We start from the raw sequence: 13,997 nt of genomic DNA on the forward strand, positions 1-13,997 counted from the left end.
GTTTTCGTCCCAAGTTCACACGCAGATTGGTAGCCTTCATTTCGAGTCGGCTACCGTCCGTACCCGGGGGTGCGCAATGGCAAACAACTCCTCATCAGTAGGCGTGTTGAGCACTGCGGTACCGGAAGTCCCCGGGATCGCGGACATCCAGGTCGAGCCCGGCAACCTGCTTCAGGTCGCGAAGATCATCAATGATCAGGCCGACGACCTCGACGACAAACTCCGGCAGAAGCTGATCGATCTCCGCATCGACGCGCCGGCCGCGGACGTGGTCAGCTCGACGGCGGTGGACGCGTGGAACCGGCTGGTGGCCACTGGTGAGGGTTCATACGCCACCCGGGTGCAGAACTACATCAAGAACCTGCGGAATCTCGCGAGCAAGCTACGCCAGGCCGCTGAGCACTACCAGGTCAGTGAGGGCGACCGGGCCGCGGCGTTCGGGGACCGTGGTGCGGGTCGGAGCTAGCCCGGCCGCCGCGCCGAAATGGCGCGCGCAGGCGACGCTGGTGGGGGTGGCGGTGGTCGCCCTGACCGGCTGCACCACGACCGTCACCGGGGTCGCGGTTCCGCCGTCCGCCCCGTCCGGGCCGTCGGCACCGAGCCTGGCCCCGCGCACCAGGGACGTCTCCGTCCAGGGCGTGAACCCGTGCGAACTGCTCACCTCCCAACAGCTCGACCAGCTCAAGGAGAACGGCGCACCACGGCCGGTCTCGCCGGACGCCCAGCGTGACGGGCCCACCTGCGCGTTCGACGTCGACGCGACGCCACCGACCTACACCTACTACCTGGAGGCCATCGCGACCGCCGACATCGAGGACTGGGTCAGCGGCGCCCACCGGAAGGCGGCGATGGTGCAGCGGCCGGTGGACGTGCCGGGCTTTCCCGCGCTCGTCTCCTACGTTCCGGCGCAGGGCGGTATCCAGGACTGCGAAACGCTGGTCGGGGTCGCCGAGGGACAGACCCTGCGCGCGCAGGTCGCGCCCGACGACGCCTCGTTCAGCCAGGACCAGCTGTGCGAAATGTCGACGAACCTGGCCAAGCTGGCCGCGCAAACCCTGCTCGCGGGAGCCCCGAAATGACCGAAAAGAACCGAAGGCGGAGGGGAGCCAGGCGTGACACACCTTGTGTCAACTCGCGGCAATCACGGTGACCACCGAGCGCGCGCTTCTGTCCCGCTATCGGGGCGGCGGGGCACCGTCGTCGAGGACGTGACTTACCTCCTCATGGAGCGCCCCGTCGACACGATCGCGGTCGCGCGCAAACTCGCGAAGGAGTAAGCATGACCATGTTCGAGAGCGGTGGCTACGACATTCCGACGCTCATCGAGAAGCTCCGAGATCAGCGCTTCGACGGTTATGACGCGGGGCTGCTGGCCAGCGAGGTGGAGAAGTTCCGCCAGGGTGCGGGCACAGCCAGCATGGGCAGCGCGGTGGAGGCGCTCAAGGGGGTGGTCAGCTCGCTCGCCGCCACCGATGCCACGCTGCGAAAGCAACTGTCCGCGCTCGGCGTGACCTGGCAGAGCCAGAGCGGCGGCCAGGCCAGCGCGGTACTCGCCGAGCAGGCCGGTTTCGCCGACCAGGCATTCGACCACATCACCCAGGCGGCTCAGCTGATCTTCGACCAGGGCGAGGCGTTCAACCGGACGAAGAACAAGCTGCCCGACCCGGAAGCCCTCCGCCAGGGCGAGGACGGCTACACCTTCGCGGACTCGGTGTTCAGCCTGTTCGGCTTCGAAACCGACCACGCGAGCGCGGTGAAGGCGAACACCGAGGCGCGGGCGCAGGCCGTCGAGGCGCTCAACGCCTATGCCCACGACAGCGGCAACTACCTGGCCTCGTCCCAGGCGGTTCCCGAACCGCAGGCCCTGGACACGACGCCGCCTCCGCCGCCCGCGCAGAACGTGCCGAGCACCGGCTCCCCGGGCCAGACCGCACCGATTCCCGACCTCGGGCCGACGGTCGCGGCCAGCGCGAAGGACGTTTATCCGGCGCAATCCGGCGGGTCCGCCCCGCGCCCGGCACCGGCGCCCGCACCAGGGCCGTCCGCGGCCCCGGCAGCCGCGGCGGCGTCGGCGGCGACCCCGCCGATCGGGATGGTCGCGCCGCCTGCCCTCGGGTCGACCGCGCCGCAGAGCACGTCGCCGAGCTTCGCCACCCCCCTGCCGGATACGGAGACGCCGTTCATGCCGGGCGGCGGGTACGACGACGACAGAGGGCCGTTGCGGCCCGGTCGCGGCGGCACGACCACCGAAACCGGTCCCGGGGGCGGCCCCGGCACCGCACCGCCCGGGGGTCCCGGTCAGCAGGCCACCGGCGCGCCACACGGACCCGGCGGTGGTCCCGGCGGCGTTCGGGGTGTGCCGGTCCATGGCGGCGGTCCACTGGGCGGCCGCGACGGTGGAGAAGCCGTGCTGGGCAAGGGAAAGATGGTCGGCTCCACCCCGCCCACCCCGTCGGCGAACCCGCAGCTCGGCCCGGGATTCAGCGCCACCCGTGCGGTGACCGGCGTGGGCGGTGTGGCGGATGGCGTCACGGCGCTCGGCGCCGGTGCCGTGGGCGGCGCGGTCAGCGGCGACCAGGAACGCCGCGGGCGCGGCTTCGGCCGGGGCACCGCGGCCGAACGCGGAAAGGCCGTGCGCCCACTGGACATCGGCGACCTGCCCGAGGAGGAAGCCCGCCGGGCGGCGAAGGCCAACCCGCAGACCCCGAGCCGGGAACGCACCCGCGCGATCCTCGAACCCGCCGCGACCCAGGACGGTGAGCAGGACGGCGAGCACGTGCGCCGGTTCGGCGTCGACGACCGGGACCTGTTCACCGACCGGCGAGAGGTGGCCCCGGACCTGATCGGCGACCACCCCGTGCCGGACGACCGATGACATCCCTGGTCTCGACCCGCGGCAGTCACGGTGACCACCGAGTGCGCACAGATTCGCGGAGGAACAGCCGATGAGCGGGGTGGTGCTGTCCGCGCTCGAATTCGACGTGGTGTGGGAGAGCGAGCGGTTGCCGCCGCCGCATCCCGCGCTGCGCGTGCCGAGCCCCGGCCGGACCCGGACCGAGCGGCGCGAACTCGTGGAGCAGGCGTGGGAATCGCTCGCGTCCCGCGGCCTCGCGCGCGGAACACGGGCCACCGGAGACCTGGTGGACCAGCTCAACCTGCTGGCACGCCCGAAGGTCACCATCGACGGCTGGGTGTGGACGGACCGGGAGATCAAGAGTCTCGCGGTGAGCACGGGCCCGCAGGCGCTGCTCGCCGTGGTCGATGCCGGGGAGGTCTGGCTGATTCCCGCGCGGGACACGTCCCTGCCGCAGTCGGCCGTGTCCACGGCCGGGGATCTCCCCGCCGGGCCCGGCCACTCGGTGAGCGTGCCGCACGAGGTCCTGCGGGCCGCGGACGCACAGGCAAAGGGAGACCCGAAGGCACTGGTCATGGCGCTGAGCGATCGCGGTATCGCGCTGTGGCAGGCGCAGGAACTGGCGGGCATGCTCGTCGGCATGACCGCACGCGGCCAGTTCGGCGTGGAACGGTCGCTCCGGGACGGCACGATGCGCCGCGCGAATCGTGTGATCGCGTTCTTCGACACCGACGCGGGACGGTATCTGGTGCAATTGCGCGGCACCGACGGCGAGGACTGGGCCACCATCGCACCCGCCGACAACGACCTGCTCGCCGGCCGGATCTGGGAATTGCTGGAAGAGGTGTAACCGCGCCGTGCAAACGTCGGTGAAAATGGTGGCGGAGCGGCGATCGGGTGCTAAAAATGAGGCGGGAACCGGCCCGCGGTGAGCGGCGTCCGACCAATCGTCGACGGTGAGCCGAGGCCGGCATCCCGGGTGAGTGAAGCGAAGGGGAGAGCTGTGGCATGATCGAGAACGATCCGGATTCGCTGGAACACGTGGCCGGTCAGGTCGAGGTCATTCACGACCATTTCCAGGATTCGAAGAAGAAGATGACCGGGATCGTCGGGGCGAACCCGTTCGGCGACATCAAGCATCCCGACGAACTGCGGCCCGGCGAGCACCCGTCCGAAGGCATGGCGAACGCGTTGGGGTCCTATCGGGACGGAATGCACCGGCAGTTCGACGCGGCCGCGAAGCTGATGCTCTCGACCGGCGGCGTGCTGCGCGAAGCCGCCCGCGCGATGCGGGAAACGGACACCGCCGCGGCGGACAGCCTGACGGTGAAGGACGGAAGCCTACAGATCTAGGCGCCACCCGCACCGCCACGCAAGCCATTTCAAAACACTCTCTAGCAGGTCTGGGGAACGAGGCAAGGGGGCAGCATGGTAGCCGCGCCGGGAATGCCGCCGGAATGGGCGGACGTCGAGGCCAAGGCCCAGCAGGTCGACAAGCTCAATCCCGCGGGAATCCAGAGCGTCGCGGACCAGTTCGCGCAGGCGTCGAAGGACTCGGCCGACCACAGCGTGGCACTGCGCAACGCGACCGCGACACTCGGCGGCGGCACCTGGTCGGGCCCGTCGGCGGACGCCTTCTTCGACTACGTCAAGAAGATCGGAGACGCCGGGCAGAAGGTCAACGACCATCTGGACGAGGTGTCCAAGGAACTGTCGACGCTCCAGGGTTCGCTGTCCGACATCAAAAACCAGATCCACACGATCCAGCAACAGGCGAAAAGCCAGATCGACGACGCCAACAACCAGGCGGTGCAACAGGCCAACGCGGCGGAGGCGCAGGAGAATGCGGTCCACGCGGGCAAGGAGGGCGCGGCCATGCCGAGCCCGACCTCCGCGGAGATCATGGCCGCGAACGCGCAGAAGACCAGCGGCATCGCTTCGGGTGCCCGTGACCACATCCAGACCCTGCTGAACAACGGCAACGACCAGATCAACCGGGTGATGGACCTGGTCAAGAAGGACGTGGAGGGCGGGTACGACTCGGTGCCGCCGCTGGGCACCGCGCCTTCCGGGGCACACAGCAGCGGCGGCCTGCACGGCGGCGGAGGCTCGAACTTCTCCGGCGGCGGTGGCGGCGGGGGCGGTGGCGGTGGCCTCGGCCCGAGCGGCGGGCCACCGAGCGGTCAGCCGCCCGGCAACGTGCGGCAGTGGATCGAGGAGGCCATCAAGGAGATGCAGGCGCAGGGCATCCCGGTGACCGAGGCCGACATCAACAGCATCTGGGCCATCATCGAACACGAGTCCGGCGGCAACCCCCACGCCATCAACCTGTGGGACTGTGTCCCACTGGACACGATGATCCTGACCCAGCGTGGCTGGCTGAAGCACAACGAAGTGCTGGTGGGCGACGAAACAATCGGCTACAACCCGCTGAGCGGGCACAGCGAGTGGACTCCGATCACGGGTGTCGTCCACCACGAAAACGCTCCTTTGGTTCGCTTGGCCAATTCGCGATGGCATGCGACGACTACCCCTAACCATCGCTGGCTCACCCTTCCCCGGGTTCACGTCCAGGACACCGGCCTCCCGACGGTCTGCCCCGAATGCGGCTGGCTGCCTCGGACCAGCGTGCAACCGGCGAACGGTGTAGCCGTACATCGCCGGAAAATGCACGGTGTGGTGCCGCCACGACAGCGCAACGTTCATTCCGATCGGCCACGTTTCGTGACAAGCAAAGAAGTCCGGAGTCGAGACAGAATCTTGCTGTCAGCTTCCGCGCGAACACCCGCACGGCTGGACATCACGGTCCGTGAAGCCGCGATTCTCGCCTGGATCGCCGGCGACGGACATGTGGAGAACCGCAAGCACCGGCCAACAATGTCGATCGCGCAGTCCAAACCGCACCTGGTCGAAAAGCTGAAGAGCCTGCTCGTCGATGTACCACACGCCTGCTACGTTGACGACCAGGGCGGCTGTGGGCCTCGACATCAGTTCCGGCTCGACTACGACTACTCCCGTGACCTGATCGCCCGTGCGGGCAGCCCCAAGTCGGACTCGGTTGCGCAGGTGCTCGCGATGTCGACCGAGCAACGCGAAGCCTGGCTGGAGGCGCTAACCGACGCGGAAGGCGCCCGCACGCTCAAGCCTGGGTACAGCAAAGCTCAAGTCGCCATCTACCAGTCACCGGGCGCCGTACTAGAAGCGGCCACACTGGCCGTTTACCTTTCGGGACGAAGGCCCCGAGTGCTTCACGCGCGTTCCAGGCGCGACACGTGGCAGCCGGAGGCGTCAGTTCGTGGCAACACTCCGGTAGTCCGCGGCGCGTCCCTGGGCAGCACGGCCGCCGGCCGGGGCAACGTGTGGTGCGTGACGACGGGTCTCGGCACATGGACGGCCCGAGAAGAGGACCACGTGTTCCTGACAGGTAACTCCAATGCCAAGGCGGGGCACCCGTCGAAGGGCCTGATGCAGACCATCGACTCGACCTTCAACTCCTACAAGCTGCCCGGCCACGGCGACATCTACAACCCGGTGGACAACATCATCGCGGGCGTGCGCTACACGATGAGCCGTTACGGCAGCATCGCCAACACCCCTGGTCTGAAGGCGATGTCGCACGGCGGCGGCTACGTCGGCTACTGAGTCAGCCGGTTCCCGAGCCGCGTGAGGCTGCCGCAGTGCTGGCCTTAGCCTGGGGGCATGGTCGACTTTGGCACCTTGCCTCCCGCTGCGCGGCGCGCGGAGGTCGCGCCGTTCCACGTGATGGAGGTGTTGTCCGCAGCACAGGAACGCCAGCGCAGCCACGGCGATGTGATCTCGCTCGCCGCGGGCCAGCCGACCGCCGGCGCGCCCGAGCCCGTCAAGCGAGCCGCCGAGCGGGCACTGCGTGAGCAGAACCTGGGCTACACGGTCCAGCTCGGCATTCCCCAGCTGCGTGAAGCCATCGCGGGGCACTATCACCGCCGCTACGCCCTCGACGTCAGCCCGGACGACGTGATCGTGACCACCGGATCCTCCGGCGGGTTCCTGCTTTCCTTCCTCGCCGCCTTCGACGCGGGCGACCGGGTCGCGATGGCCCGGCCCGGCTATCCGGCCTACCGGAACCTGCTGTCCGCGCTCGGCTGCGAGGTCGTGGAGTTCCCGGCGCGGTTCCAGCCGACCGTCGAGCTCCTCGACGAACTGGGCCCGCTCTCCGGCCTGATCGTCGCCAGCCCCGCCAACCCCACCGGAACGGTTCTGCCGCCCGAAGAGTTCGCGGCGATCGCGGACTGGTGTTCGGCCCGGGGAGTGCGCCTGATCGGCGACGAGATCTACCACGGGATCTCCTACGGCACCGAGACCACCTGCGCCTGGCACCGTACGCGGGAGTCGATCGTGCTCGGCTCGTTCTCGAAGTATTTCGCGATGACCGGCTGGCGGCTCGGCTGGATGCTGGCGCCCCGCTCGCTGCACCGAGCGGTGGACGTGCTGACCGGGAACCTCAACATCTGCGCGCCCGTGCTGGCCCAGTACGCGGCGGTCGCGGCGTTCGAGCCGGAGTCCTACGCCGAGCTGGACGGCCACGTCAGCCACTATCGCGCCAACCGCGACCTGCTGCTCGACGGGTTGACGAAGATCGGCCTGGACCGGATCGCGCCGGTGGACGGCGCCTTCTACGCCTACGTCGACGTGTCCGAGCACACCACGGACAGCCTGACCTGGTGCCGCCGCCTGCTGGCCGACACCGGGCTCGCCATCACGCCGGGCATCGACTTCGATCCGGTCGACGGCGGCAAGCACGTCCGGCTGTCCTTCGCCGGTGCGACCGAGGACGTGGCCGAAGCCGTGAAACGCCTGGGCGCCTGGCTGTGATCACTCGATTCGCCCGGCGCGAGTCCCACACTCCCGTCGCGCGTGTCCCACCTTCCCGTCGCGCGAGTCCCACACTCCCGTAGCGTGAGTCCCACACTCCCGTAGACCGGAACGTGGGACACGCACGACACGAAGGTAGGACTCGCGGCCAGCCGGGTCAGGGGAACCCTGACTTACCCCTGAACGTTGATCGGTGTGCGGGCGCACCGGCTGGACGCATGGGAGTCTGAGTCTGAGCGGGCCGGACGGCTCGTCAACGCGGAGGGAATGCCATGTTCTGGAAGATCGTCGGGGCACTGATCGTCGCCTGGGTGGCGTTCATGATTGTCGGGTCGTTGGTCGGCTTCCTGGTCAAGGCGGTGCTGGTGATCGCCATCGTGGCCGGCGTCGGCGTCCTCGGTGCGGCCGCCTACCGGGGCCTCAAGGGCGGCAACCGCAAGCAGATCCGCTAACCCATCACAGCGCCGCGCGGGCCGTCTCGACGCCGAGCCACCGATGCGCGCGCAGGCCGACGGCGCGCGCACCGTCCACGTTGGACTGGCGGTCGTCGAAGAACAGGCAGTCCTGGGCGCGGGCGCCGAGCCGGGTGAGCAGGAGCCGGAAGATCTCCGGGTCCGGCTTGGCGACGCGGACGTCGCCGGAGAACAGCCGAACCCGGAAATGTCCTGCCCACTCCTGTCTTTCCGCGAACCGCGCGAACGACACGGGCGCGTTGGACAACAGCGCGAGCGCGGCGCCCGCCTCGTTCAACGTGGCGAGGAGATCCAGCACGGCGGGTTCGAGCCGGGACCAGCCCCGGACGTCGATCTCGGTCAGCGCGTCCGAAGTAGACGGATCGACGTGCGCGCCGAGCGCGGCGCCGATCGCACTCCAGTACGCCAGATCGGACCCGCCCCGGTCGTAGGCCTCGCGGTGCGCCCAGTAGTGCAGCTCGAAATCGGCGAGGTCGACGCCCATCGTGGCGGCCAGTTCCGGCAACGCCGTCGTCCGGCCGCAGATGACCTCTCCGTAGTCGAACACGATCCAGTTCGTCACGGATGGCCCCCGGCCTTGACCCGGTTCAAGGCCTCGTCGATGTCGTCGATGGACAGGTCCCGGTGCGTGATGAAGCGGACCTTGCCGCCCATCGGCAACGCCAGGACACCGACCGCGGTCAGCGACTCCAGCGTCACCGCGACGTCCGCGACCCGGGCCAGCACGATGTTCGTCTCGGGGGTGTTCACTTCCCAGCCCAGCTCACTCAGCCCGGCGGCGAGCCGCCGGGCCTTCTCGTGGTCCATGGCCAGGTCACCGATGCGGTCCAGCGCCACCAATCCAGCCGCGGCGAGCACCCCGCCCTGCCGCACGCCACCACCGAGCATCTGCCGCATCCGGCGTGCCTGCTCCACGAACGTCACCGTGCCCGCGACCACCGAGCCGACCGGCGCGCCCAGGCCCTTGCTCAAGCACGCCGACACGGTGTCCACGCCGACGGTCAGCGCCGCCGGTGGCAGGCCGAGCGCGATCGCCGCGTGCCACAGCCGGGCGCCGTCGAGGTGCACTCGCAGCCCCGCCTGCCGGGCGGTGGCGAGCAACTGGGCGTGCTCGTGCGGCGGGATGATGGTGCCCCCGGCCGCGTTGTGCGTGTTCTCCAGGCAGAGCAACGTGGTCCGCAACGTGTAGTAGGGGCCGTTGCGCGGGCCGATCGCCTTGGCGAGCGTTTCCACCTTGGGCCGGCCGGGTCCGGCATCGTGCTCCAGCGGGTACGGCATGCCGCCGGCCAGCCAGGCCGCCGAGCCGAGCTCGTTGGTGAGGACGTGCGCGTCCTTCGGCGCGAGGAACCGGTCGCCGCGCTGGAGGTGCACGCTCAGCGCGATCAGGTTGGCCATCGTGCCGGTGGGCGTCCACAGCGCGGCCGGCATGCCGAGCATGCTGGCTGCACGCTCTTCGAGCGCGTGGATGGTGGGGTCGATGTCGATCACGTTGTCCGCGACCTCAGCCGACGCCATCGCTCTGCGCATCGTGTCGTCCGGCCGGGTGACAGTGTCGGAGCGGAAATCGAGCGGTGAAGTCTCGGTTAAGGTCACGGTTAGATCACATCACACCAGTTAGTTGATCTACAAGAAGCTATGCAACCGTAGTGGCTACGAACTACGTCCTTATTGTGAGACGCCCAGGAGGCCGGTGGACCAGCGCGACGAGCAGGAGTTCGCGAAGTACTTCGCTGCCAAGCGGGACTTCGTGCGCCGAAGCGCGTTCCTGCTCTGCGGAGACTGGCACCGCGCGGACGATCTCGCACAGACCGCGTTCGTCGCGCTGCACCGGAAGTGGAGCGGGATCCGCGACCGCGGGGCCGTCGACGCCTACCTGCGGAAAACCCTGGTGCGGGCGGCGATCGACGAGTCACGACGGCCGTGGCGGAGGGAGCGGCAGGTGGACCTGCTGCCCGAACCCGAGCCGGCCGCAGGCCGGCTGGATGATCAGGTCGCGACCCGCACCGACCTGATCAACGGGCTGCGCGACGTCCCGCCGAAACAGCGTGCCGTGCTGGTGATGCGCTATTTCGAGGGGCTCGACGTGGCCGCCGTCGCCAAGGCCCTCGGCTGCAGCGAGGGCAACGTGAAGAGCCAGACCGCACGCGGGCTGGCGAACCTGCGGACAGCGCTGGGAGCGGAGGTGGAGACGCATGGATGAACGAGACCTGAGCACCCTGTTCCAGGCCGCGCCCGGTGACCCCCCGCCGCCCACCTTCGACCTCTCCGATGTCACCGCCGCGTCCGCCCGGGCCCGGGCCCGCCGCCGCTCGGCGCTGGTCACCGCCGCTGCCTGCGTGGTGCTCGCGCTGGCGGGGTTCGGGGTGAGCCGGATTCCCTTCACGGGCTCCAGCACGTCGCAGGTGGCCGGTCAAGCGCCCGCCGCGGCACCGCATGTCCCGTCGCCCCTGCAGGGCAGCGACCGTAACGGGCAGGCCGGCCCTCGGGCCGAAGGCGCCTCCGGGTGCGACCAGGTGGACTCCGAGCTCGCCACCGCCCTCGCCGACGAACTTCGCGGCACCGGACGCGGCGACGCCCAGCCCGGCCGGGTCTGTCCGACCGGGTCCCGCTCCGCCGCCTTCCGGGTCGTCGATGGGGACCGCCACGGCCTGGTTTCGGTGGTCCTGGCGCTTCCGGGCAGCGCGGTCCCGCTCGAATCGGGCGATGCCATGGCGCAGGCACCGGCTGCCGGCAGCGGATCGATCATCGTTTACAGCACCCCGGATCTGGCCAGCGATCCGCCGCTGCTGGCCGATCTGGATCGCATCGCGCGTGCCCTGGCCGCCCGCTTCTGACCCACCGCATGGCCGCCACGGCCACCCCGAACTCTCAACGGCCTAGATTCTGGGCATGACGGCGGCGAGCACACCCAAGGGGGAGCGCAGGCGTTCGGCACTGATCGAAGCGGCCTCCCAGGTGCTGACGGAAGGCGGCTTCGACGCGGTCCGGCACCGCGCGGTGGCCGAACGTGCCGGGCTACCGCTGGCCTCCACCACGTACTACTTCGACTCGCTGGAGGATCTGATCATCGCCGCCGTCGAATACGGCGGCCGCGCCGAGCTGACCCGGGGCCGGGCCCGGCTGGCGCAGCTGAGCACCGAGCACCGCGACGTGGACGCCATGGTCGAGCTCGTCCTCGACCAGATGCTCGGCGAGGACCCCGCCTTCGAGGTGCTTCTGCTGCGCTATGAGCGGTTCGTCACAACCGGGAGGCGACCGTACCTGGGCCCGTTGATGCGCTCAATGCAGGCGGAGTTCCACGAGTTGCTGATCGAGATCTTCAGCCGCTCCGGGTTCGCCATCGATCACAAGCGGCTGAAGCAGTTGATCGCCCTGGTCGACGGCGCCGTGGTGAACGCGCTGATCGAACTCGACCCGGACCCCCGTGCGGTGGCCCGGGCCATGCTTCGCGACGCGCTGGCGTGAGTCAGGAGCGCCCTGGCGACGCGATAGCGGTCGCGCGCAAACTCGCGGAGGAGCTGGCGTGAGTTCCGCCGCCCGAAGGCGCCCCGAGTCACCCTTTAGGCTGGACAGGTGACCGAAAAGCCCGCCGTGCCCAATGTGCTCGCCGCCCGCTACGCCTCTCCCGAACTGGTGACCCTGTGGTCTCCGGAGCGGAAGGTGACGCTGGAGCGCGAGTTGTGGGTCGCGGTGCTGCGCGCTCAGGCCGAACTCGGCGTCGAGGTCCCCGCCGGAGTGATCGAGGACTATGAGCGGGTCCTCGACCGGGTGGACCTCGCCTCGATCGCCGCTCGCGAACGCGTGACCAGGCACGATGTCAAGGCGCGGATCGAGGAGTTCAACGCGCTCGCCGGGCACGAGCAGGTGCACAAGGGCATGACTTCGCGGGATCTCACCGAGAACGTCGAGCAGTTGCAGATCCGGCGCTCGCTGGAACTCCTGCGCGGGCGGGCCGCTTCGGTGCTGGCCCGGCTGACGGCGCTGGCGGTGGAGCACGCGGATCTGGTGATCGCCGGCCGTTCACACAACGTCGCGGCGCAGGCGACCACGCTGGGCAAGCGGTTCGCCACGGCGGCCGACGAGTTGCTGGTGGCCTTCGAGCGGCTGGAAAACCTCATCGAGCGCTACCCGTTGCGCGGCATCAAGGGCCCCGTGGGCACCGCGCAGGACATGCTGGACCTGCTCGGCAGCGAGTCCGCGCTGGAGGAGCTGGAGCGCCGGATCGCCGGCCACCTCTCCTTCGCCCGCACCTTCACCAGCGTGGGCCAGGTCTACCCCCGGTCGCTGGACTTCGACGTGGTGTCCACCCTGGTACAGCTCGCGGCGGCGCCGTCGAGCCTGGCCACGACGATCCGCCTGATGGCCGGGCACGAGCTGGTCACCGAGGGCTTCAAACCCGGGCAGGTCGGCTCGTCGGCGATGCCGCACAAGATGAACACCCGCTCGTGCGAGCGGGTCACCGGGCTGGCCGTGGTGCTGCGCGGCCACCTGTCGATGATCGGCGAACTGGCCGGTGACCAGTGGAACGAGGGCGACGTGTCCGACTCGGTGGTGCGCCGGGTCGCGCTGCCCGACGCGTTTTTCGCGCTGGACGGGCTGCTGGAGACCTTCCTCACGGTGCTCGACGAGTTCGGCGCGTTCCCCGCGGTGATCGCCCGCGAGCTGGACCGCTACCTGCCGTTCCTGGGGACCACGAAGGTGCTGATGGCCGCGGTCCGCGCCGGCGTCGGGCGGGAGACCGCGCACGAGGCGATCAAGGAGAACGCGGTCTCGGTCGCGCTCGCCATGCGCGAGGGTGCGCCCAACGACCTGCTCGACCGGCTCGCCGCCGACGAACGCCTGCCGCTGACCCGCGCGGACCTCGACCGCCTGCTCGCCGACCGGCTGTCGTTCACCGGGGTCGCGCCCGGACAGGTCGCCGCCGTGGCCAAGCGTGTCGAGTCCGTCCTGGCCCGATTCCCGGACGCCTCGGCATACACGCCGGCCCCCATCCTGTGAGAGGCCGCGTGAAGCCCCTCAGACGGGGCCTGAGGATTGCTCCCCGGAACAACGTCAGAAACGTCGTCGCGATCGTCGTCGCCGTATTGGTCACGCTGTGCTCCGCGTGCGGCAGCCAGGCAACGCCGGCCGTCCGGGTCGGCACGCTGTCCGACTCGAGGCCCAACGCCTATCTCGAGAACGGCAGGTTCACCGGGTTCGACAACGAGTTGCTGCGGGCGGCCGCCGCCAAGGAGGGCCTGACCCTCGAGTTCACGGCCACCGATTTCTCCCCGCTTCTCAGGCAGGTCGCCGAGGGCCGGTTCGACGTCGGCAGCGCGGCCATCTCCCAGACCGAGGACCGCAAGAAGACCCTCGACTTCTCCAACGCCTACAACTACCAGGCGCTCGGGGTGGTGGCCCCGGCCGGCACGATCAGCGACGACAAATCCTTGGCCGGCAAGCGAATCGGCGTCGTGGGGTCCACGATTTCGGACACCTGGCTGGTGGCCAACCAGCCGACCGCCCAGGTGATCCGGTTCCCGAACGACGCCGCGGTGCTCGACGCGCTCAGTGGCCGGCGCCTGGACGGCGCGCTCTTCGACCAGGCGAATGCCGAGCACTATGCGGCTGACGATCCGGCACTGGCGGCCACGAAGATCGTCGATGCGGTGATTCCGCAGGGGTACGCGGTGCCGAAGGGCAACGGCGCGGTGTTGACCAAGCTCAACCGCGGGCTGCGACAGGTGATCGCCGACGGCACCTGGGTCAGGCTGCACCAGCAGTTCGAGCCGAACGGCGTGGTGCCGCAGGAATTCCAGGGCCACCCATGACGACGAGCG

The 13,997-nt window shown here is 69.6% G+C and carries 14 protein-coding genes and 2 pseudogenes; 14 read left to right on the top strand and 2 right to left on the bottom strand.

Translation table 11 applies throughout. From position 1 onward, the window contains the following. The first annotated feature begins 103 nt into the window (after nucleotides 1-103). The 9 genes and pseudogenes from A3CU_RS0105830 to A3CU_RS0105870 all read left to right on the top strand — a co-directional run bounded on the left by A3CU_RS0105830 (nucleotide 104) and on the right by A3CU_RS0105870 (nucleotide 8,157). Nucleotides 104-466 (top strand): hypothetical protein, encoded by a 363-nt coding sequence (locus A3CU_RS0105830; protein ID WP_245616888.1) that lies wholly within the window; start codon nucleotides 104-106, stop codon nucleotides 464-466. Next, nucleotides 450-1,079, top strand: coding sequence for a DUF3558 domain-containing protein (locus A3CU_RS0105835; protein WP_245616889.1), 630 nt, complete (start codon nucleotides 450-452; stop codon nucleotides 1,077-1,079). The genes A3CU_RS0105830 and A3CU_RS0105835 overlap by 17 nt, the downstream gene beginning before the upstream one ends. Before the next feature lie 200 nt (nucleotides 1,080-1,279). Next, nucleotides 1,280-2,875, top strand: a complete 1,596-nt coding sequence (locus A3CU_RS55090) for a PPE domain-containing protein (RefSeq protein ID WP_052371479.1) — start codon at nucleotides 1,280-1,282, stop codon at nucleotides 2,873-2,875. 70 nt (nucleotides 2,876-2,945) lie between these two features. Further along, on the top strand, nucleotides 2,946-3,704 hold the full coding sequence (locus tag A3CU_RS0105850; RefSeq protein ID WP_027941480.1) for an ESX secretion-associated protein EspG: 759 nt from the start codon (nucleotides 2,946-2,948) through the stop codon (nucleotides 3,702-3,704). A 158-nt stretch (nucleotides 3,705-3,862) separates the two neighbouring features. Next, on the top strand, nucleotides 3,863-4,207 hold the full coding sequence (locus A3CU_RS0105855) for a hypothetical protein (protein WP_027941481.1): 345 nt from the start codon (nucleotides 3,863-3,865) through the stop codon (nucleotides 4,205-4,207). A gap of 93 nt (nucleotides 4,208-4,300) precedes the next feature. Beyond that, nucleotides 4,301-4,579: pseudogene (locus tag A3CU_RS54330) on the top strand (WXG100 family type VII secretion target); the annotation flags it as partial. Between the two features lie 1,701 nt (nucleotides 4,580-6,280). Beyond that, a pseudogene (locus tag A3CU_RS54335) lies at nucleotides 6,281-6,496 on the top strand (transglycosylase SLT domain-containing protein); the annotation flags it as partial. A 57-nt stretch (nucleotides 6,497-6,553) separates the two neighbouring features. Further along, nucleotides 6,554-7,705 (top strand): pyridoxal phosphate-dependent aminotransferase, encoded by a 1,152-nt coding sequence (locus A3CU_RS0105865; RefSeq protein ID WP_027941482.1) that lies wholly within the window; start codon nucleotides 6,554-6,556, stop codon nucleotides 7,703-7,705. 272 nt (nucleotides 7,706-7,977) lie between these two features. Next, nucleotides 7,978-8,157 carry a hypothetical protein gene (locus A3CU_RS0105870; RefSeq protein WP_027941483.1) on the top strand — a complete coding sequence of 60 codons (180 nt, stop codon included), beginning with the start codon at nucleotides 7,978-7,980 and terminating at the stop codon, nucleotides 8,155-8,157. A 4-nt stretch (nucleotides 8,158-8,161) separates the two neighbouring features. Here A3CU_RS0105870 and A3CU_RS0105875 read toward each other — a convergent pair whose 3' ends face one another. After that, nucleotides 8,162-8,740 (bottom strand): HAD family hydrolase, encoded by a 579-nt coding sequence (locus A3CU_RS0105875; RefSeq protein ID WP_027941484.1) that lies wholly within the window; start codon nucleotides 8,738-8,740, stop codon nucleotides 8,162-8,164. After that, nucleotides 8,737-9,771, bottom strand: a complete 1,035-nt coding sequence (locus A3CU_RS0105880; protein ID WP_027941485.1) for a threonine aldolase family protein — start codon at nucleotides 9,769-9,771, stop codon at nucleotides 8,737-8,739. The genes A3CU_RS0105875 and A3CU_RS0105880 overlap by 4 nt, the downstream gene beginning before the upstream one ends. A gap of 97 nt (nucleotides 9,772-9,868) precedes the next feature. Here A3CU_RS0105880 and A3CU_RS0105885 point away from each other — a divergent pair, with 97 nt between their 5' ends. From A3CU_RS0105885 to A3CU_RS0105905, 5 genes are all read left to right on the top strand, one after another. Beyond that, nucleotides 9,869-10,378 carry a SigE family RNA polymerase sigma factor gene (locus A3CU_RS0105885; protein ID WP_027941486.1) on the top strand — a complete coding sequence of 170 codons (510 nt, stop codon included), beginning with the start codon at nucleotides 9,869-9,871 and terminating at the stop codon, nucleotides 10,376-10,378. Beyond that, nucleotides 10,371-11,012 carry a hypothetical protein gene (locus A3CU_RS43615; protein ID WP_043840654.1) on the top strand — a complete coding sequence of 214 codons (642 nt, stop codon included), beginning with the start codon at nucleotides 10,371-10,373 and terminating at the stop codon, nucleotides 11,010-11,012. Before A3CU_RS0105885 ends, A3CU_RS43615 begins: the two co-directional genes overlap by 8 nt. Before the next feature lie 55 nt (nucleotides 11,013-11,067). Next, on the top strand, nucleotides 11,068-11,643 hold the full coding sequence (locus A3CU_RS0105895) for a TetR/AcrR family transcriptional regulator (RefSeq protein WP_027941487.1): 576 nt from the start codon (nucleotides 11,068-11,070) through the stop codon (nucleotides 11,641-11,643). A 108-nt stretch (nucleotides 11,644-11,751) separates the two neighbouring features. Next, complete coding sequence (gene purB, locus A3CU_RS0105900) at nucleotides 11,752-13,176, top strand: adenylosuccinate lyase (RefSeq protein WP_027941488.1); 1,425 nt, start codon at nucleotides 11,752-11,754, stop codon at nucleotides 13,174-13,176. Nucleotides 13,177-13,184: 8 nt separating this feature from the next. Continuing rightward, nucleotides 13,185-13,988 (top strand): ABC transporter substrate-binding protein, encoded by an 804-nt coding sequence (locus tag A3CU_RS0105905; RefSeq protein ID WP_425388223.1) that lies wholly within the window; start codon nucleotides 13,185-13,187, stop codon nucleotides 13,986-13,988. The last annotated feature ends 9 nt before the right edge of the window (nucleotides 13,989-13,997 follow it).

This window comes from Amycolatopsis taiwanensis DSM 45107, assembly GCF_000519205.1.
Lineage (GTDB): Bacteria > Actinomycetota > Actinomycetes > Mycobacteriales > Pseudonocardiaceae > Amycolatopsis_E > Amycolatopsis_E taiwanensis.

Excerpts from the sequence above, each read along its gene's own strand:
- A3CU_RS55090 (WP_052371479.1), top strand. The coding sequence starts at position 1,280 with ATGACCATGTTCGAGAGCGGTGGCTACGACATTCCGACGCTCATCGAG.
- A3CU_RS43615 (WP_043840654.1), top strand. The coding sequence starts at position 10,371 with ATGGATGAACGAGACCTGAGCACCCTGTTCCAGGCCGCGCCCGGTGAC.
- A3CU_RS0105855 (WP_027941481.1), top strand. The coding sequence starts at position 3,863 with ATGATCGAGAACGATCCGGATTCGCTGGAACACGTGGCCGGTCAGGTC.
- A3CU_RS0105870 (WP_027941483.1), top strand. The coding sequence starts at position 7,978 with ATGTTCTGGAAGATCGTCGGGGCACTGATCGTCGCCTGGGTGGCGTTC.
- A3CU_RS0105895 (WP_027941487.1), top strand. The coding sequence starts at position 11,068 with ATGACGGCGGCGAGCACACCCAAGGGGGAGCGCAGGCGTTCGGCACTG.
- A3CU_RS0105865 (WP_027941482.1), top strand. The coding sequence starts at position 6,554 with ATGGTCGACTTTGGCACCTTGCCTCCCGCTGCGCGGCGCGCGGAGGTC.
- A3CU_RS0105850 (WP_027941480.1), top strand. The coding sequence starts at position 2,946 with ATGAGCGGGGTGGTGCTGTCCGCGCTCGAATTCGACGTGGTGTGGGAG.